Raw genomic sequence first — 17,666 nt, forward strand, 5'->3', positions numbered from 1 at the left:
GACGGCGCACCGCTAGGGTCGGTGGCGGCGGTCGAACAGCGGTGCCGGTGGTGTTCGAACACGCCGCGGTGGCGGGTGTGAGGGCGGGCAGGGAACGGGAAGGCATGCGGGTATGAGTGCGGCGACGGGCGGCGGGACACCGCCGAGGGGTGCGGTGGCGGCGGTCGAGGAGTACCTGGTGGCGCGGGGGGCGGCCAAGCCGTCGCCGCACACCCTGGCCGCCTACCGGCGCGACCTCGTAGGGGTGCTGGACTGTGTGGCCGCCGCGCAGGGGGGTGATCGGTCCGGTCTGCTCCTGGGCGATCTGACAGGGCCGGTGCTGCGGCGGGCCTTCGCCGATTTCGCCGCCGAGCGCGCGGCCTCCAGTGTGGTGCGCGCCTGGTCGACGTGGAACGGGTTCTTCGGGTTCTGGGTCGCCGAGGGGGTGGTGGAGGGCAACCCGATGCCGGCGGTGCGGCGCCCGCGCCTGGCGCCGGCCCAGCCCAAACCGCTGCTGGGCGAGGACACGCCCGAGCGGTTGCTGGAGGCGCTGGCCCAGGGGTGCCGGCGGGCGCGCGATCCCTGGCCCGAGCGCGATATCGCGGTGCTGGCGCTGGCGCTGCTCACGGGCCTGCGGTCGGCGGAGATGCTGGCGCTGCGGGTGGAGTCGATCGGCGGGCGGCCCGGTGAGCGGCGGGTGCGGGTGGTCGGCAAGGGCGGCAAGACGCGGTCGCTGCCCATCGAGCCTCCGCTGGAGGCGTTGATCGAGGTCTACCTGCGCACGCGCGCGGCCCGCCTTGGCCGCGCGGCCAAGGCCGCCGATCCGCTGCTGGTGGACAACCGGGGCCAGGGGCTGCGCCGCGGCGGGCTGCAGTACCTGGTGCGCCAGTGCTACAAGCACGCCGGTGTGCACGACCGGGTGGCGCGCGGCACGCTGGTGCACGCCCTGCGCCACACCTTCGCCACGCGCCTGGCCGAGGACGGCGCGTCGGTGACCGAGATCATGCGGCTGCTGGGGCACACCTCCATCACCTCCTCGCAGTCCTATATCGATGTGACGGCGTCGGCGCAGCGCGAGGCCGCGCGCTCCAACCGCACCTATGGTGTGCTGCGGCGGCTGGCCCAGGACCGGACACTCCCGCAGGGTGCGGGCGAACCGGTGTGAGGTGCGGGGTTGGCTACGCTGGCGCACGTGCTGACGACGATTTCCACGGTGAACGTGAACGGGTTGCGCGCCGCGGGGCGCAAGGGGTTCGTGCAGTGGCTGGCGGACACCGATGCCGATGTGGTGTGCCTGCAGGAGACGCGGGCCTCCCCCGACCAGCTGCCCGCCGAGGTGGGTGCGCCCCAGGGGTGGCATGTGCTGATCGCGCCGGCGGAGGCCAAGGGCCGGGCCGGTGTGGCGCTGTACACGCGGGCGCGCCCCGATGCGGTGCGGGTGGGGTTCGGGTCGGCGGAGTTCGACGGCGCGGGCCGCTACGCCGAGGCCGACCTGGACGGGGTGACGGTGGCCAGCCTGTACCTGCCCTCGGGTGAGGTGGGCACCGACCGCCAGGAGGAGAAGGAGCGGTTCATGGCCGAGTTCCTCGCGTTCCTGGTGCGCCGGCGCGCCGAGGTGGAGCGCGAGGGGCGTGAGCTGGTGGTGTGCGGGGACTGGAACATCGCCCACCGCGAGGTCGACCTGCGCAACTGGCGGGGCAACCGGAAGAACGCGGGGTTCCTGCCGCAGGAGCGGGAATGGCTGTCGAGGGTGTTCGGCGAGGCGGGGTATGTCGATGTGGTGCGGGAACTGGTGGGTGAGGGAGACGGCCCGTATTCGTGGTGGTCCTATCGCGGGCGGGCCTTCGACAACGACACCGGCTGGCGTATCGACTACCACGTGGCCACCCCGGGGCTGGCGGCGCGGGCGCGCACGACGCGGGTGGAGCGCGCCGCCGCGCATACGGAGCGGTGGTCGGACCATGCGCCGGTGACGGTCGTGTACGGGTCGTAGGCGGGCCGGGCCGCGGCGGGCGTCGAGACGAGGACGGGAGTGCGCAGATGGGCGTTGCGATCGTGTTGGTCCACGGGCTGCGGCTGTCGGGCAGTATGTGGCGTCCGCAGGTGGCGGCGCTGCGGGCGCAGGGGCGCCGTGTCTGCGCGCCGGACCTGCCCGGGCACGGGTCGCGCCGGGGCGAGCCGTTCACGCTGGGCGGGGCGGCCGAGGCGGTGGCCGACGCGGTGGACTCGGTGGGCGGGCGGGCCCTGGTGGTGGGGCTGAGTATGGGCGGGTTCGTGTCCATCGCCGCCGCGGCCGCGGCTCCGGAGCGGGTGGCGGGGCTGGTGGCGGCCAGTTGCACGGCGCGGCCGGCCCAGTCGCTGGCGCAGGTCTACCGGATCCCGGCGGCGCTGCTGGACCGCCTGCCCGATAAGGGGCAGGCGGTCAACGAGCGGTTCCACCGGCTGACGCTGCCGGGCGAGGGGGCGCGGGCGGTCCTGGACGGGGGGCTGGCGATGGAGGCGGCGCGCTCGGTGATCGATGAGATCGCCGATATGGACGTCTTGGGGGCGCTGTCGGCCTATCCGGGGCCGGTGTGGCTGGTCAACGGTGCGCGCGACCACTTCCGGATCCATGAGAAGCGGTTCCTGCACGCCTGCGCCGACGGGCGGCTGATCAACGTGCCGCGGGCCGGGCACATGGTGAGCCTGGACCAGCCCGACAACTTCTCCAAGATCGTGGGCGACGCGGCCGATGTGGTGGCGGCGCGGTCGCTGACGGAGCCGGAGGCGCCGGGTGGTGCGGGGGCGCCGTTGGAGGCGGCCGGTGAGGGCGCCGAGGACCCGGTGGGCCCGCCCTGACCGGGCTCCACCGCCAGGACCTCCTTGCGGCGTCCCCGGGTAGGTGCGGGCAATCGAAACTCAACGTTGCGTGCCGACTCCGCCCCTGCGCTCCAGGGACTCCAGCGCCGCTGCCACCGTGTCGGGTGATGCGGCCAGCAGCGGCAACCGTACGGCGAGGGTGGGGATACTGCCCTGCGCGTGCAGCACGGCTTTGATCACCGTGGGGTTGGGCTCGGCGAACAACCGGAGCGAGAGCAGCGCCAGGCGGTGGCCGAGGGCTCGTGCTTCGGACACCTCGCCGGCCCGCCACGCGGTGACGAGCCGCGCGAAGTCGGCGGTGGCGACCAGCGCCGAGGCCGCGATGGCGCCGTGCGCGCCCAGTGCCAGCAGCGGCGATATGTAGGGATCATCGCCGCCGAGGACCGCGAACCCCGCAGGCGGGTCGGCCAGCAGGACGATGGTGTCGTCGTTGATCCCGCCGGGCGAGGACTTCACCCCGGCGATGCCGGGGATCGCGGCGAGCCTGCGCAGTGCCCCGGCCGACAGGTACTGGCCCGTGCGGTACGGGACGTCGTAGGCGATGAGAGGCACCGGGCTCAGCTCGGCGAGGTGCGCGAAGTGCGCGAGAACGCCCTCTTCGCCGGGGCGGACGAACGGGGGCACCACCGTCAGAGCGGCGGCGACCTGCGGATGCTCGCCCAACCGCCGCAGCTCCTCCGCCGTGGCGGCGCCCACCACGAGCGGCGCCGACCGCTCCCGGCAGACCCGGGCCGCCACCCCGATCACGTCCTGCTTCTCCGCATCCGTCAGCGCGCCGGGTTCCCCCGTAGTGCCCAGCGCGACCAGGCCCGCCGCGCCGTCGGCGAGCAGCCGCCGCGCGAGCAGCTCCAGTGCGCCGAGCGCCACCTCGCCGGAGGCGTCGAACGGGGTGACCAATGGGACATAGAGACCATTGAGTGTCATGGGAGCCATCGTGGCCCGGGCAAATGTGAAGGACCAGTTCCGATTATTGGAGTCATACATAAGCTCTGCTCATGCTCGACATTCGGCGTCTGCGGCTGCTCCGCGATCTGGCCAGACTCGGCACCATCGCCGCGGTGGCCCAGGCCCACACCTACACGCCGTCGGCCGTGTCCCAGCAGCTCACGGCGCTGCAACGGGAGGCGGGGGTACCGCTGCTGGAGAAGTCCGGCCGCGGCGTCGCCCTCACCCCGGCGGGCGTCGCGCTGGCCGAGCACACCGAAGCCGTGCTCGCCGCGCTCGAGGCGGCCTCAGCGAGCCTCGCCGCAGCCCGGACCGGCCTGAGCGGGATGGTGCAGATCGGAGCATTCCCGACCGCCGTGCACACCCTGTTGCCGACGGCGCTGGTTACGCTTGGCCGCGACCATCCGGGGCTCGATCTGATGGTCACCGAACTGGATCCGGCCGCCGCCCCCGAAGCGCTGCGGGAGCGGCGGCTCGATGTGGCACTGCTGCACGACTACGACCTGGCGCCTGCCGAACCCGACCCGACGCTCGACTCGACGCCCCTGCTGGATGAGACGGTCTTCCTCGCGGTTCCCGGCGCAGACGACGCCACGGCACCCTCCGATCCGGTCGGCGGATACCGGGACGCGGATTGGATCGTGGCCTCGCCGGGCACCCTCTGCCACACCGTGGCCATGCGCGCCTGCCGGTCGGCGGGATTCACGCCGCGGATACGCCACCACGTGGATGATTTCACCGCCGTGCTGACGCTGGTCGCGGCCGACCAGGGTGTGGCCCTGGTACCGCAGCTCGGCGCCGGCCGGCTCCCGGGCGGTGTGCGCCTTTTGCCGCTGGCGGCGCGGCGCAGGACCCGGATCGCCTACCGCCGCGGATCCGGCGGGCATCCCGCTGTCGTCGCATGCGTACGCGCCATCCGCGCCGCGGCCGAGGACCACGTGCGGAAGTCCCCGGTGCGGTTCCGGGAGAAGTAGCGTGCGCGAGCTTCAGGAGCCTGGGCCCTGTCCGGTCGCCGGCGGCGCCGCCGGCGCGTCCGTGCTCGGCCGGTCGTCGGGCATCGGTGTCACCACCGGGGCCGGGCGAGTCCTGCGGCCGGGCGCCCTCACGCGGTTCGGTGGCCCGCGCCGTCACGGCTCCGGGCTCCGGTGAACCCCGGGAGAGGCGGTCGCCCCTGCGGGCGCCAGGGCGGGCCGCACTCCCCGCTCCTCACCCGCCCCCTGCCCTGACCGCCAGCGGGGGCGGGTAGCCGGCGACGGGGTCTGCGAGGAGCCAGGGGGTGTGGACCCGCCGGTCCCGGACACCGGAGAGTTCGGGCACGTGGCGGCGGACGTAGGCGCCGTCGGGGTCGAACCTCTTGGCCTGGCGCAGGAGGTTGAACGCCCGGTTGGGGCGGGTGTCGTTGCCGGTCCCGGCCACCCACTGCCAGTTGCCGTAGTTGTCGGCGATGTCGCCGTCGGTGAGCAGGGCATGGAAGTGGTCGCCGCCGTGCGTCCAGTGGATGCGCAGCTCGCGGGTGAGGAACGCGGCGGTGATCAGCCGCGCCCGGTTGTGCATGAACCCCTCGTCGAGGAGCTGGCGCATGCCAGCGTCGACGATGGGCACCCCCGTGCGGCCCTCGCACCACGCGGCCAGCGCGCCGGGGTCCCGGCGCCAGGCGATGTCGCGCGGCCGGTAGTCGCGGCGGCCGATGCCGGGGAAGGCGGCGGTGACCTGGTGGTGGAAGTCGCGCCAGGCCAGTTGGCGGACGAACGGCGCGCCCCCGGGCCGGTCGCGGGCCGCCCGCGCCAGTTCCAGGGGCGAGGTGCACCCGAACCGCAGATCCGCGCTGAGCTGCGAGGTCGCGGCGGCCGCCAGGTCGTCGTGGAAGCGCTCGTAGTCGGCGATACCGGAGTCCAGCCAGGCGCGCATCCGCCGCCGGGCGCGGCGCTCGCCGCCCTGCTGCCGGTTCGCAGACAGTCGGCCGGTCCCGCCCGCGCCCGGGGGCGCCGTGGCGGGCAGCCGCCCCGGCGCGATGCCCTCGGGCAGGCGCAGCCGCCGCGGGGCCGGGACCGGTTCACGCCAGCCACACGCCCGCCACGCCCGCCAGTAGGGGGTGAAGACCCGGTAGTGGCCGCCGCCGGCGGGCACCACCGCGCCCGGGGGCACGACCGTGACACCGGGGAACTCCTCGACGCGCACGCCCGCCTGCCCGGCGCGCTCGCGCAGGCGGGCGGCGCGGTCGCGGGCGAAGGAGCTGACGTCGGCGCTCAGGTGCACCAGGCCGGCGTCGGCGGCCGCGGCGACGCGCAGGGTCTCGGTGACGGTGTCGCCCTCGCGCACGACCAGGTCGCCGCCTGCGGCGGTCAGGCCGTCGCGCAGCTCGGCCAGCGCCTCCAGCAGGTAGGCGGTGCGGTTGCGGGCGGAGCGGGCGAGGACCGCGGGGTCCAGGACGAACAGCGGGACGACCGGACCGCCGCGCGCCGCCGCGGCGGCCAGGGCGGGGTGGTCGCCCACGCGCAGGTCGCGGGTGAACAGCACAACGGTCGGACGCACGGGTCCCCCTCGTCTCCCGGCGGCGAAGCGCCAGGCTACCGGGTGCGGGCGGGTGCGGCGGGGACGACGCCCCGGGGTGTGGCGGCGGTGCCGTGGCGGCATTGCGTGGGCGCGCGCATGGAGCGCCGCCCGGCGGGGGCGCTCGCGGCCGGGGCCGTCCACAGCCCGCGGAAACCGGCTGGCCCAGGCGCGGTCCGCGGTGGCACGATCGGTCCATGTCGCACGCGTTCGAGGACCTGGTGGGCGAGGCCGCCTCCGCCCCCGTCGACGGCTGGGACTTCTCCTGGTTGCGGGGCCGGGCCGCCGAGCAGCGGCCGTCGTGGGGCTACCAGCGCTCCATGGGCGCGCGCATGGAGCGGGCGTCGGTCGCCCTGGACATCGAGACCGGCGGCGGCGAGGTCCTGGCCGGCATCGGCTCCCCGGCCCCGCTGACCGTCGCCACCGAGTCCTGGCCCCCCAGCCTCGCCCGCGCGGCACGGCTCCTGCACCCGCGCGGCATCGCGGTGGTCGCCCACGGCGCCCACGACCCCCTCCCCTTCGCCGACGACGTCTTCGACCTCGTCGTCAGCCGCCACCCCGTCAGCGTGGCCTGGGGCGAGGTCGCCCGGGTCCTGCGGCCCTCGGGCACCTACTTCTCCCAGCAGGTCGGTCCGGCCAGCGTCTTCGAGCTCGTCGAGTACTTCCTGGGCCCCCAGCCGCGCCGCGTCCGCGAGGCCCGCCACCCCGACCACGCCCGGCGCGGGGCCGAGGCCGCCGGCCTGCGGGTGACCGACCTGCGCAGCGAGGCGCTGCGCACCGAGTTCCACGACATCGGCGCCGTCGTGTACTTCCTGCGCAAGGTGGTGTGGATGGTCCCCGGGTTCACCGTCGAGCGCTACCTGCCCCAGCTGCGCGCCCTGCACGACCACATCCGCGCCCACGGCCCCTTCACCGCCACCACGACCCGCTTCCTCATCGAGGCGCGCGCCCCCGCATCCCCGTGACCCGGTGGATGCGCCCTGGTGAGCCGGGCCGCCGAGGCCGGTGTGGCCGTGTCCGGTTCGGGGAGCGCGGGGCGGAGCCCGAGGAGGCGGGCCACCAGCGGCGTGGGCGGGCGGCCGAAGACCGGGGGGGTGGTGGCGCGGTGCCGCGCAGCGCATCGGCGCGGGCGGGGGCGTCAGCGGCCGGTCCCGCGGTTCCGGGACGCCTTCGAGGTGCGCGCGAGCCGCTCGGGGCGAACCAGGGGCGTCGCGGTCGCCCGCCAGGACGCGGCCGGTGCCGGGGCGGGCCGTGGGCGGCACAGGCGGTCCCGGTGGACTGCGCGGCGGCTTCGCGCGCCGCCGGCCCGGTCCCACCGCGCCGGTCGTACGGCCGGGTGGGGGGCGGTGGTTCAGCGGCGGGCCCAGAACACGGCGTGGCCGCCCGCGCCCTCCGGGGCGAACCCCTCCTCGGCCACCACCAGGCCGGCCGCGGTGATCCATTCCCGGTAGTCGTCCGCGCCGCCCTGGCACCACCACATCGGCGCTCCCCCGCCCAGCCAGTCCTGCTGTGTTCCCTCCCACGCCCGCGCGCCCGCCGGGGCGCAGCCAGCGCCCCACCCGGGCCAGCAACAGCCGCTGCTCGGCCAGCGGCAGGTGGATCAGCATGTACAGGCACACCACCGCGTCCACGGACCCCTCGGTGAACGCCAGCGATCCGGCGTCGGCGCGGGTGAACTCGGCCCCGGGCACCAGTTCCCGCGCCCGCGCCACCTGCACCTCGCTGGTGTCGACGCCGGTCACGGCGAACCCCCGGGCGCACAGCTCGCGTGCCACGGGGACCCCGTTGCCGCACCCCAGGTCCAGCACCCGGCCCCCGGCGGGCAATCGCCCGGCCAGCGCCTCCACCCACGCCATATGGGTTTCGGGCCGGTCCGCGTCGCCCCGATACCGTCGGGAGACGGCGTTATATCCCCGGCGAACGAGTTCTTTGGGGTCGGTGTCGCTCATGGGGGCGATTATCCGCATCCCGCGGTCGCGGCGCCGCTAGTTTTCTTCTGTCGCGGGGTGCAACCCCGCGAGACATAAGTATGATGAAAGTATGAGCGAGGTGAAGAGGCGCGTGACAGTCACACTCGACCCCGACCTGTTGGCCACCGCTGAGTCAGCGGTGGAATCAGGGGAGGCCCGTTCGATCTCGGCGTGGGTCAACGACGCGATCGCAGAGAAGAAGCACCGCCAAGAACGTGCCCGAATTCTCATCAGGCAGGATGTCATCGACGCCAAAGCCCGCGACCCCGAGGAGTACGAACGTGCTCGGGCATGGGCGCTGCGCATCACCGGCGGCGACACCGATGAGGTGGCGGAGTGATCGGCGGCAAGATCCTCACGGCCTCAGCGATCAGCGCCTGGGCCAACGGGTCCGTCTACATGGCGACGCTGGTCGATATCGCCATCGATCGAGTCATCACTCTCCACGTACCAGCCCTCGCGCTGACGTCGGGTCTCTTCGGAATCTCGATGAAGCAGGCCGAGTCGGTGGAGGCGCGACTCGACGACGCGGTGTTCACGTACGGCAAGCTCGACAGGGAAACCGCCCCGCTGGTCGCTCTCACGGCGACCCGATGGCGAAATGAAGGAATTTCCCCCGCCGACGCCCACGTCGTCAACGTTGCGGCAAGCCACTACGAGGGCTGGCCCATCGTAACGGCCGCAGATGAGGCATTCTGGGCGCGATTCCTACCCAAGGCCCCCATCGAACGCCTGCCGTGACACTCCGGTGGGGCTACTGTCCCCACCGGACGCCCTCGGTGGCCGCCAACCTGGCGGCCACCGTGTCACGGCAGCGCGACGGCATCACACAGATGCCGCCGAGCTTCTCTCCCCTACCCGGCTCAGGCGAAGGCGGCGGTGTTCTCGGCGGCCCACTGTCGGAACGTGCGCGCCGGGGTGGTCGTGACCCGCTCGACGGTGTCGCGTACCCGCAGCAGCGGCTCGTTGACGTCGCCGCCCATGAGGTCCAGCACCGCGTCCGCGGTCTGCGCGCCCATCGACGCCGCCATGTTCCGGTGGGCCTCGTCGCGGGCGATCGCGGCGACCGACAGGTCGCGCCCCACCTCCGCGGCGATCGCCGCCACCTGCTCGCGCACCGTTACGCGCGCCGGTCCGGTCAGCGCGTGGACGGCGCCGCGGTGGCCGGCCGGATCCGCCAGGGCCGCCGCCGCCACGTCCGCGATGTCGGCGGGGTGGACGGCGGGGAGGCCGATGTCGGGGTAGGGCGCGCGCACGGCGCCCCCCTCGCGGATCTCCGGCGCCCACCACAGGGCGTTGGAGGCGAACTGCGTCGGCCGCAGGATGGTCCAGTCCATGCCGGTGGCCTTCAGCGCGTCCTCCACGGCCCGGTTCTGCCGGGCGGCGGGCAGGTGGGGGTGGGTCTCCACCGTGATGGAGGACACGAGCACCACGTGGCCCGCGCCCGCGTGCCGGGCCGCCTCCAGTACCGCGGTGTCGTCGCCCATCCCCTGGAGCAGGACCAGGGCGCGCACCCCCTCGAGCGCCGGGGCCAGCGTCGCCGGTCGGGCGAGGTCGCCCTCGACCGCCTGCACCCCGGCGGGCAGCGCGGCCCGGGCGGTGTCGCGGGTCAGGCCCCGCGCCCGGGCCCCGCCACCGCTGCCGAGCCTGCCCAGCAGCGCGCGGCCGATGTTGCCGGTCGCGCCGGTCACCAGGATCATCGTCGTCTCCCCCGTTGTCGGCCCCGCGGTTCCGCGGTCTCACCCCGGACCCTAGAACCTCAACCGTCGTTCAGGTCAACGTGGAGGCCGGCCCGGCAGCTCCGGCGAGGGGCGACGGCGTCTACGGCGCCGGGGCCGGGCCGAGGGGGCCGCGGTCGCGCGCGCGGTCCTCCTCGCCCTCCCCGCCGGGGCCGCCCGCGCCGGACACGAACATGAAGACGGTGACGAAGCAGGCCACCGCGCCCCCGGCCGTGTAGCCCACCCAGGTGCCGTAGTGGCCGTCGCCCTCGCCGGTGCAGAAGAAGACGACGTTGGCGCCCGTCACCGGGTCGGTGTACGCCCCGGCCCTGTCGTGGTCCTCCAGGTCGTGCGTCAGGTCCCACACGTCCTCGGCGGTATCGTCGTCGGCGCCGGGACCGCTGAGGGAGTCGAACACCTCCGTCGACCCGAACGCGCCCACGCCGGCGTCCACCGGGTAGCCGTAGTACGCGCCGTCGTCCAGGTCCGCCTCGTCCTGGCCCTCCAGCAGCGCCGGCCGCCATGCGGCGACCGGCTCGCGCCGCACGGCCAGCCGCGCCGCGGCGATGTAGGGCAGCCCGGCACCCCGCGGGCCCAGCCCGGCGACATCGGCCACGGCCAGTTCGACCGGGTAGGCGCCCGGCTCCACCCGCTGGACGAACGTGGCGCGCCGCGCGCCCTCGGGAAACCGGGTCCCCGGTTCGCAGGCCACCAGCCGGCCGCTGGGCAGCCGCAGGTCGGGACCCGCCACGATGCGCACGGTCGCCGTGTGGCCGCTGCTCAGACCATGCTCACCCCCGTCGGTGAAGAGGCGGTCCAGATCGGGCGGTCGCGGACTCATGGCGGGTCTCCCCTCCTGTCGGGCCCGAGGGCGGGCGGCTCGGGCGACGAGTCTGGCAGAGCACAGCGACATCCCCGAAATCCCCGACCGCCGCCGGCGACGGCGCGCACGCGCTCGGCGGCGCCACGGCCGCCAGGCCCGCTCTCCCGCCGCGACCGGCCGCCGGCGACGGTTTTTGGACGATTCCCACAACTCCAAGCGCGTATCGTGCGAGGTCTGCGACATGGCGCCGACGCCCCTCAGACGGAAGGGTGATACTGCCGGGACCGCCGTGTCCCAGCGCCGCACCGTTGGTCTACAGAAGGGCACGCTCGGGTGTTCAGTCGCATCGCCATCGTCAACCGTGGGGAGGCCGCCATGCGGCTCATCCGCGCCGCACGGGACATCACCGCGGAGACCGGGACACGGATCGAGACCGTCGCCCTGCACACCGACGTCGACCGCACGGCCGCCTTCGTCCGCGAAGCCGACCTGTCCTACGACCTCGGCCCCGCGTCCGCCCGCCCCTACCTCGACCTCGACGTCCTCAAGCGCGCACTCCTGGACAGCGGCGCCGACGCCGCGTGGGTCGGCTGGGGCTTCGTCGCCGAGGACCCGGCCTTCGCGGAGCTGTGCGACACCATCGGCGTCACCTTCATCGGCCCCAGCGCCGACGCCATGCGCAAACTCGGCGACAAGATCGGCGCCAAGCTGATCGCCGAGGAGGTCGGCGTCCCGGTCGCACCGTGGAGCCGCGGCGCCGTCGACACCCTTGAGGACGCCCTGACCGCGGCCGCCGGCATCGGCTACCCCCTCATGCTCAAGGCCACCGCGGGCGGCGGCGGGCGCGGGATCCGCGTCATCACCGGCGAGGCCGACCTCACCGACGCCTACGAGCGCACCCGCCAGGAGGCCGCCCGCGCCTTCGGCAGCGGCACCGTGTTCCTGGAGCGCCTGGTCACCGGCGCCCGCCACGTCGAAGTCCAGGTCATCGCCGACGGCCAGGGCACGGCCTGGGCGCTGGGGGTGCGCGACTGCTCGGTGCAGCGCCGCAACCAGAAGGTCATCGAGGAATCGGCCTCCCCCGTCCTGACCCCCGCCCAGTCCGCCGAACTCAAGTCCTCGGCCGAGCGGCTGGCCGTCGCCGTCGGCTACCGCGGAGCGGCCACCGTCGAGTTCCTCTACCACGCCGGCGACAAGCTGTTCGCGTTCCTGGAGGTCAACACCCGCCTGCAGGTCGAACACCCCATCACCGAGTCCACCACCGGATTCGACCTGGTCAAAGCACAACTGCACGTGGCCTCGGGCGGCCGCCTCGACGGCGCGCCCCCGGCCGAGCGCGGCCACGCCGTCGAGGCCCGCCTCAACGCCGAAGACCCCGACCGCGACTTCGCCCCCTCCCCCGGCCGCATCGCACGCCTGGACCTGCCCGCCGGCCCCGGCATCCGCGTCGACACCGGCGTCAGCGAAGGCGACACCATCCCCGCCGACTTCGACTCCATGATCGCCAAGATCATCGCCCACGGCCGCGACCGCGACGAGGCCCTGGGCCGGCTGCGCCGCGCCATGGCCCAGACCACCGTCATCATCGAAGGCGGCGCCACCAACAAGAGCTTCGTCCTCGACCTCCTCGACCAGCCCGACGTCATCGACGCCCGCGCCGACACCGGCTGGATCGACCGCGTCCGCGGCCAGGGCGGGCTCGTCCTGCACCGCCACTCCGCCGTCGCGCTCGCCGCCGCCGCCATCGACGCCTACGAAGAGGACGAACGCGTCGAACGCCGCCGCCTGCTGTCCACGGCCTTCGGCGGGCGCCCCCAGGTCCAGCACGAGAGCGGCCGCCCCCTCGCCCTCAAACTCCGCGGCGCCACCTACCGCCTGCGCGTCGCCCGCACCGGCGCCCACCGCTTCCGCGTCGGCATCGAAGCCGGCGACGACATCCGCACCGCCGACGTCGACCTCGACCGCTTCGACCGCCACACCGGCCGCATCATCGTCAACCGCACCCGCTACCGGCTGCTCACCAGCACCCACGGCCCCACCCACCTCGTCGAGGTCGACGGCGTCACCCACCGGATCAGCCGCGACGAAGGCGGCGTCGTCCGCTCCCCCACCCCCGCGCTGGTGGTGGCCACCCCGCTCAAGGTCGGCGCCGAGGTCGACGCCGGCGCCCCGGTGCTGGTGCTGGAGAGCATGAAGATGGAAACGGTCCTGCGCGCACCGTTCAAAGCGCGGCTGAGCGAATGCGCCGTGTCCGTGGGCAGCCAGGTCGAGACCGGCGCCCCCCTGCTGCGCCTGGAACCCCTCACCGACACCGAAGCCCCCGACACCCCCGCCACCGCCACCGTCGAACTCGACCTGCCCGCCGCCCCCCAGACCGTCCCGGCCCGCGACCGCGCCGCACGCGGCCACGAGGACCTGCGCAACCTCCTGCTGGGCTTCGACACCGACCCCTACGACCCCCACCGGGTCCTCGACGGCTACCTCGCCGCCCGCGCCGACGCCACCCGCGAGGGCCACCGGCCGCTGGCCGACGAACTGCACCTCGCCGAAGTCTTCGCCGACCTCGCCGAACTCAGCCGCAACCGGCCCACCGGCGAGGACAACGACGACGACGCCCACGTCCACAGCGCCCGCGAATACTTCCACACCTACCTGCAGAGCCTCGACGTCGAACGCGCCGGCCTGCCCGCGACCTTCCAGGACAAGCTCGCCAAGGCCCACGGCCACTACGGCGTCACCGACCTCGAACGCTCCCCCGGGCTCGAAGCCGCCGTCTTCCGCATCTTCCTGGCCCAGCAGCGCGCCTCCACCGACGCCACCATCATCACCACCCTGCTGCGCGCCTGGCTCCAGGAACCGCCGCCCGACCCCGCCCTGCGCGAACCCGCCGGCCTCGCACTCGAACACCTCGTGGCCGCCACACAGGTCCGCTTCCCCATGGTCGCCGACCTCGCCCGCGGCGTCGTCTTCACCTGGTTCGGCCAACCCCTGCTGCGCCGCAACCGCGCCCGCGTCTACGCCGACGTCCGCAAACACCTACGCCACCTGGACACCCACCCCGACGCCCCCGACCGCGCCCAACGCATCGCCGACATGGTGCGCAGCACCGAACCACTGGTGCGGCTGCTGGGCCAGCGCCTCGTCCGCCACGACCTCGACAACGCCGTCATGCTGGAGGTCCTCACCCGCCGCTACTACGGCAACAAGGGCCTCACCGCCCTGCACACCAGCCGCGCCGCCGGCTGCACCTACGTGGCCGCCCAGCGCGCCGACTCCCGCGTCGTCTCCAGCGCCGTCGCCTTCGACGCCCTCGGCAGCGCCCTGCGCGGCCTGCCCGAGGCCGCCGGCGGCGCCGACGCCATCGACGCCGACATCTACCTCGCCTGGGAGAACCAGCCCGAGGACCCCGACGCGATGGCCGCCGCACTGCACGACGCCGTCAACGCCCACCCGCTGCCCCCGCGCGTCCGCCGCCTCACCACCACCGTCGCCGGCCGCGGCGGCGCGGTCATGCACCACCACTTCACCTTCCGCCCCTCCCCCGACGGCGGCATGGCCGAGCAGCGCCTCATCCGCGGCCTGCACCCCTACATCGCCCAGCGCATGCAGCTGGAACGGCTGCGCGAATTCGACCTCACCCGGCTGCCGTCCCTGGACGAAGAGGTCTACCTCTTCCAGTGCGTGGCCAAGGACAACCCCGCCGACGACCGCCTCGTCGCCTTCGCCCAGGTACGCGACCTCACCGAACTGCGCGAACACGACGGCCGGCTGGTCGCCCTGCCCACCGCCGAGGACACCGTCGCCGCCTGCCTCGACGCCATCCGCCGCGCCCGAGCACAACGGCCCTCCACCAAGCGCCTGTCCACCAACCGGATCGTGGTCTACGTCTGGCCGCCCAGCGACATCACCCGCGACGAACTCCAGACCATCGCCCAACGCGTCCTGCCCACCGCCGCCGGCGCCGGACTGGAGGAGATCCTCTTCATCGCCCGCCAGCGCGACCCCGCCACCGGCGACCTCACCAAGACCGCCGTGCGCATCTCCGTCGACGCCACCGGCGGCATCGACGTCACCATCGGCGCACCCTCCGACGAACCCATCCAGCCCGTCGACGACTACCGGCAGAAGGTCCTGCGCGCCGCCGGCCGCAACACCGTCTACCCCTACGAGCTGACCGGCCTGCTCGGCGACTTCGTCGAACACGACCTCGACGACGCCCACACACTCGTCCCCGTCGACCGGCCCAAGGGCCACAACACCGCCGCCATCGTCGCCGGCGTCGTCACCACACCCACCCCCCTGCACCCCGACGGCATCACCCGCGTGGTCCTGCTCGGCGACCCCACCAAGTCGCTGGGCGCACTGTCGGAACCCGAATGCCGCCGCGTCATCGCAGCCCTGGACCTCGCCGAACACATGCGGGTCCCCCTGGAGTGGTACGCCCTGTCCTCCGGCGCCCGCATCTCCATGCGATCGGGCACCGAGAACATGGACTGGGTGGCCGCCGCACTCAAACGCATCGTGGAGTTCACCCAGGACGGCGGCGAGATCAACATCGTCGTGGCCGGCATCAACGTCGGCGCCCAGCCCTACTGGAACGCCGAAGCCACGATGCTCATGCACACCAAGGGCATCCTGGTGATGACACCCGACTCGGCCATGGTCCTCACCGGCAAGCAGTCCCTCGACTTCTCCGGCGGCGTCTCCGCCGAGGACAACTTCGGCATCGGCGGCTACGACCGCGTCATGGGCCCCAACGGCCAGGCCCAGTACTGGGCGCCCAACCTCGCCGCGGCACGCGACGTGCTCATGTCCCACTACGCCCACACCTACATCGCGCCCGGCGAGCACGCACCGCGCCGCGCCACCACCACCGACCCCGCCGACCGCGACGTCTCCGGCTTCCCCCACACCGTGGCCGGCAGCGACTTCACCACCGTCGGCGAGATCTTCTCCGCACACGCCAACCCCGACCGCAAGAAACCGTTCGACATCCGCACCGTCATGCGGGCGCTCTCCGACCAGGACCACCCCGTACTGGAGCGCTGGGCCGGCATGGCCGACGCCGAAACGGCCGCCGTCCAAGACGTCCACCTCGGCGGCATCCCGGTCTGCCTGCTCGGCATCGAATCGCGGACCGTGGCGCGGCGCGGCTTCCCGCCCACCGACGGACCCGACACCTACACCGCCGGCACCCTGTTCCCCCGGTCGTCGAAGAAGGCCGCACGGGCCATCAACGCCGCCAGCGGCAACCGGCCCCTGGTGGTCCTGGCCAACCTGTCGGGCTTCGACGGCTCACCCGAATCCATGCGCAAACTGCAACTGGAGTACGGCGCCGAGATCGGCCGCGCGATCGTGAACTTCCGCGGACCCATCGTGTTCTGCGTGATCTCGCGCTACCACGGCGGGGCCTTCGTCGTGTTCTCCAAGGCGCTCAACCCGCAGATGACGGTCCTGGCGCTCGAGGGCTCCTACGCCTCGGTCCTGGGCGGCGCCCCGGCAGCGGCGGTGGTCTTCGCCGGCGACGTCAAGGCCCGCACCGCCGCCGACCCGCGCGTACGCAGCCTGGAGGCCCGTATCGCCACCGCCTCCGGCGCCGACCGCGCCGCCCTGACCGCGCAGCTCGACGAGCTCCGCTCCTCGGTGCGCGCCGAGAAGCTCGGCGAGGTGGCGACGGAGTTCGACCGCGTGCACGACATCCGTCGCGCGGTCGAGGTCGGCTCCGTCGACGCCGTCATCAGCGCCGCGCAGCTGCGCCCGCGGATCATCGAGGCCATCGAGTCCCGCCTGGGCTGACCGCTCCGCGGCAGGGGCCGGGCCACTGCGCCCGGCCCCTGCCGCCCCCTCGGGATCCGGGCCCGACCGGTTCGCGGCCGGGCCTTCGTCGGCGCGCCGACGGCCGCCCTCCTCGCCACCGCCCCCTACCTCACCGGGGCCGACACCCGCGAACGCGCATCGGGCCGCACAGCGCCGCACCTGCCAGGGCTGTTCCCACACCCGCCGGTGCCGGGCCCGGCCCGGCCGGGGGCACCCCCGCCCGCCGCCGCTCCCCCGCGACAACGACGCGGCGAGTACGCCGGCCCGCCCGTCAGACCCCCGCCAGGACCCGCCCCGCGTCGCCGGCGGCGGCCAGGGCCTGGGCGTGCTGCTGCTCGGCCAGGCCCTTGAGGCCCTCCATGCCCGGCGTGGTCGCGGCGAGGGTGAGCTCGCACTTGATGAGGGTGAGGTCGGCCTGCCAGATGTCGCCGACGACGCGCCGCAGGTAGGGGGTCGAGTGGTCCCAGCCCTCGCGCGGGGTCCCCGGGCCGTAGCCGCCGCCCAGCGTGGTGGCCACCACGGTCGGGGTGCCCTTCAGCAGCGGGGCGGAGGGCCCCGCGCCCGCGATCACCAGGTCGACGTAGGACTTGAAGTGCTGGGAGACCCCGAAGTTGTACAGGGGGACGGCCAGGATCGCGGCGTCGGCGTCCTGGAGTTCGGCGGCCAGTTCGGCGGCGAGGGCGCGCGCTTCGCGCTGGGCCGGGGTGCGCTCGGCCTCGGGGAGGGAGCCGGAGGTGGTGGCCAGCGCCCAGGCGTCGGCGGGAAGCGGGGCGGTGCCCAGGTGGCGGCGGGTCACGGTGCCCTCGGGGTGGGCGGAGGTCCATTCGGCCTCGGCGCGATCGGCGATCTCGGCGCTGGTGGACATGGCCGGAAGGATGCTGGCGTCGAGTCGGAACAGGTGCATGGGACTCACTTCTCCAGGGGTTTCGGGTCCGCAAGGTGCGGAGTGGCGATAGGCGGCCGTGCAGGGCACGACCCGGCGCCGCCACCCCGCACAGCATAAAC

Annotated in this window: 14 protein-coding genes and 1 pseudogene; 8 read left to right on the forward strand and 7 right to left on the reverse strand. The window is 74.1% G+C overall.

Translation table 11 applies throughout. From position 1 onward, the window contains the following. Window positions 1-112: 112 nt before the first annotated feature. The 3 genes from ACFO4E_RS10290 to ACFO4E_RS10300 are packed head-to-tail and all read left to right on the forward strand — an operon-like array spanning window position 113 to window position 2,817. Window positions 113-1,144 (forward strand): tyrosine-type recombinase/integrase, encoded by a 1,032-nt coding sequence (locus ACFO4E_RS10290; RefSeq protein ID WP_378573284.1) that lies wholly within the window; start codon window positions 113-115, stop codon window positions 1,142-1,144. 27 nt (window positions 1,145-1,171) lie between these two features. Next, window positions 1,172-1,972 carry an exodeoxyribonuclease III gene (locus ACFO4E_RS10295; protein ID WP_378573286.1) on the forward strand — a complete coding sequence of 267 codons (801 nt, stop codon included), beginning with the start codon at window positions 1,172-1,174 and terminating at the stop codon, window positions 1,970-1,972. Between the two features lie 47 nt (window positions 1,973-2,019). Continuing rightward, complete coding sequence (locus tag ACFO4E_RS10300) at window positions 2,020-2,817, forward strand: alpha/beta fold hydrolase (RefSeq protein ID WP_378573288.1); 798 nt, start codon at window positions 2,020-2,022, stop codon at window positions 2,815-2,817. Between the two features lie 60 nt (window positions 2,818-2,877). Here the strand turns inward: ACFO4E_RS10300 and ACFO4E_RS10305 are convergent, their stop codons facing one another. Continuing rightward, entirely contained in the window at window positions 2,878-3,762 is an 885-nt protein-coding gene (locus ACFO4E_RS10305) for a dihydrodipicolinate synthase family protein (RefSeq protein ID WP_378573290.1), read from the reverse strand. Between the two features lie 71 nt (window positions 3,763-3,833). Here ACFO4E_RS10305 and ACFO4E_RS10310 point away from each other — a divergent pair, with 71 nt between their 5' ends. Then, the gene (locus ACFO4E_RS10310; protein WP_378573292.1) at window positions 3,834-4,757 is read left to right on the forward strand and encodes a LysR family transcriptional regulator; all 924 of its coding nucleotides are present in this window, start codon (window positions 3,834-3,836) and stop codon (window positions 4,755-4,757) included. A gap of 232 nt (window positions 4,758-4,989) precedes the next feature. On the opposite strand, the gene ACFO4E_RS10315 is transcribed toward ACFO4E_RS10310, so the two are convergent. Beyond that, entirely contained in the window at window positions 4,990-6,315 is a 1,326-nt protein-coding gene (locus ACFO4E_RS10315) for a cryptochrome/photolyase family protein (protein WP_378573294.1), read from the reverse strand. 215 nt (window positions 6,316-6,530) lie between these two features. On the opposite strand from ACFO4E_RS10315, the gene ACFO4E_RS10320 reads away from it, so the two are divergent. After that, window positions 6,531-7,298 carry a class I SAM-dependent methyltransferase gene (locus ACFO4E_RS10320; protein ID WP_378573296.1) on the forward strand — a complete coding sequence of 256 codons (768 nt, stop codon included), beginning with the start codon at window positions 6,531-6,533 and terminating at the stop codon, window positions 7,296-7,298. Between the two features lie 386 nt (window positions 7,299-7,684). Here the strand turns inward: ACFO4E_RS10320 and ACFO4E_RS10325 are convergent, their stop codons facing one another. Together ACFO4E_RS10325 and ACFO4E_RS10330 are read right to left on the reverse strand one after the other, a co-directional pair. Further along, on the reverse strand, window positions 7,685-7,813 hold the full coding sequence (locus tag ACFO4E_RS10325; RefSeq protein ID WP_378573298.1) for a hypothetical protein: 129 nt from the start codon (window positions 7,811-7,813) through the stop codon (window positions 7,685-7,687). Window positions 7,814-7,922: 109 nt separating this feature from the next. Further along, window positions 7,923-8,300 (reverse strand): annotated as a pseudogene (locus ACFO4E_RS10330) (class I SAM-dependent methyltransferase); the annotation flags it as partial. A 73-nt stretch (window positions 8,301-8,373) separates the two neighbouring features. On the opposite strand from ACFO4E_RS10330, the gene ACFO4E_RS10335 reads away from it, so the two are divergent. Both ACFO4E_RS10335 and ACFO4E_RS10340 read left to right on the forward strand, forming a co-directional pair. Continuing rightward, window positions 8,374-8,643: a hypothetical protein gene (locus ACFO4E_RS10335; protein WP_378573300.1), complete on the forward strand. Its 270-nt coding sequence runs from the start codon at window positions 8,374-8,376 to the stop codon at window positions 8,641-8,643. Then, complete coding sequence (locus ACFO4E_RS10340; RefSeq protein WP_378573302.1) at window positions 8,640-9,044, forward strand: hypothetical protein; 405 nt, start codon at window positions 8,640-8,642, stop codon at window positions 9,042-9,044. The genes ACFO4E_RS10335 and ACFO4E_RS10340 overlap by 4 nt, the downstream gene beginning before the upstream one ends. A 122-nt stretch (window positions 9,045-9,166) precedes the next feature. Here the strand turns inward: ACFO4E_RS10340 and ACFO4E_RS10345 are convergent, their stop codons facing one another. Next, window positions 9,167-10,003, reverse strand: coding sequence for an SDR family oxidoreductase (locus tag ACFO4E_RS10345; protein ID WP_378573304.1), 837 nt, complete (start codon window positions 10,001-10,003; stop codon window positions 9,167-9,169). Window positions 10,004-10,124: 121 nt separating this feature from the next. Next, window positions 10,125-10,862, reverse strand: a complete 738-nt coding sequence (locus tag ACFO4E_RS10350; protein ID WP_378573306.1) for a DUF4241 domain-containing protein — start codon at window positions 10,860-10,862, stop codon at window positions 10,125-10,127. A gap of 315 nt (window positions 10,863-11,177) precedes the next feature. On the opposite strand from ACFO4E_RS10350, the gene ACFO4E_RS10355 reads away from it, so the two are divergent. Next, a complete protein-coding gene (locus ACFO4E_RS10355) occupies window positions 11,178-16,640 on the forward strand; it encodes an ATP-binding protein (protein WP_378573308.1) in 5,463 nt (1,820 codons plus the stop codon). 292 nt (window positions 16,641-16,932) lie between these two features. On the opposite strand, the gene ACFO4E_RS10360 is transcribed toward ACFO4E_RS10355, so the two are convergent. Then, window positions 16,933-17,565 (reverse strand): FMN-dependent NADH-azoreductase, encoded by a 633-nt coding sequence (locus ACFO4E_RS10360; RefSeq protein ID WP_378573310.1) that lies wholly within the window; start codon window positions 17,563-17,565, stop codon window positions 16,933-16,935. Window positions 17,566-17,666: the final 101 nt, after the last annotated feature.

Source organism: Nocardiopsis mangrovi, from assembly GCF_042653925.1.
In the GTDB taxonomy this organism is placed as follows: Bacteria; Actinomycetota; Actinomycetes; order Streptosporangiales; family Streptosporangiaceae; genus Nocardiopsis_B; species Nocardiopsis_B mangrovi.

Bases quoted from the DNA above. Each gene is read 5' to 3' on its own strand.
- ACFO4E_RS10335 (WP_378573300.1), top strand. From the start codon at position 8,374: ATGAGCGAGGTGAAGAGGCGCGTGACAGTCACACTCGACCCCGACCTG.
- ACFO4E_RS10300 (WP_378573288.1), top strand. From the start codon at position 2,020: ATGGGCGTTGCGATCGTGTTGGTCCACGGGCTGCGGCTGTCGGGCAGT.
- ACFO4E_RS10345 (WP_378573304.1), bottom strand. From the start codon at position 10,003: ATGATCCTGGTGACCGGCGCGACCGGCAACATCGGCCGCGCGCTGCTG.
- ACFO4E_RS10325 (WP_378573298.1), bottom strand. From the start codon at position 7,813: ATGTGGTGGTGCCAGGGCGGCGCGGACGACTACCGGGAATGGATCACC.
- ACFO4E_RS10305 (WP_378573290.1), bottom strand. From the start codon at position 3,762: ATGACACTCAATGGTCTCTATGTCCCATTGGTCACCCCGTTCGACGCC.
- ACFO4E_RS10290 (WP_378573284.1), top strand. From the start codon at position 113: ATGAGTGCGGCGACGGGCGGCGGGACACCGCCGAGGGGTGCGGTGGCG.
- ACFO4E_RS10360 (WP_378573310.1), bottom strand. From the start codon at position 17,565: ATGCACCTGTTCCGACTCGACGCCAGCATCCTTCCGGCCATGTCCACC.
- ACFO4E_RS10350 (WP_378573306.1), bottom strand. From the start codon at position 10,862: ATGAGTCCGCGACCGCCCGATCTGGACCGCCTCTTCACCGACGGGGGT.
- ACFO4E_RS10320 (WP_378573296.1), top strand. From the start codon at position 6,531: ATGTCGCACGCGTTCGAGGACCTGGTGGGCGAGGCCGCCTCCGCCCCC.
- ACFO4E_RS10310 (WP_378573292.1), top strand. From the start codon at position 3,834: ATGCTCGACATTCGGCGTCTGCGGCTGCTCCGCGATCTGGCCAGACTC.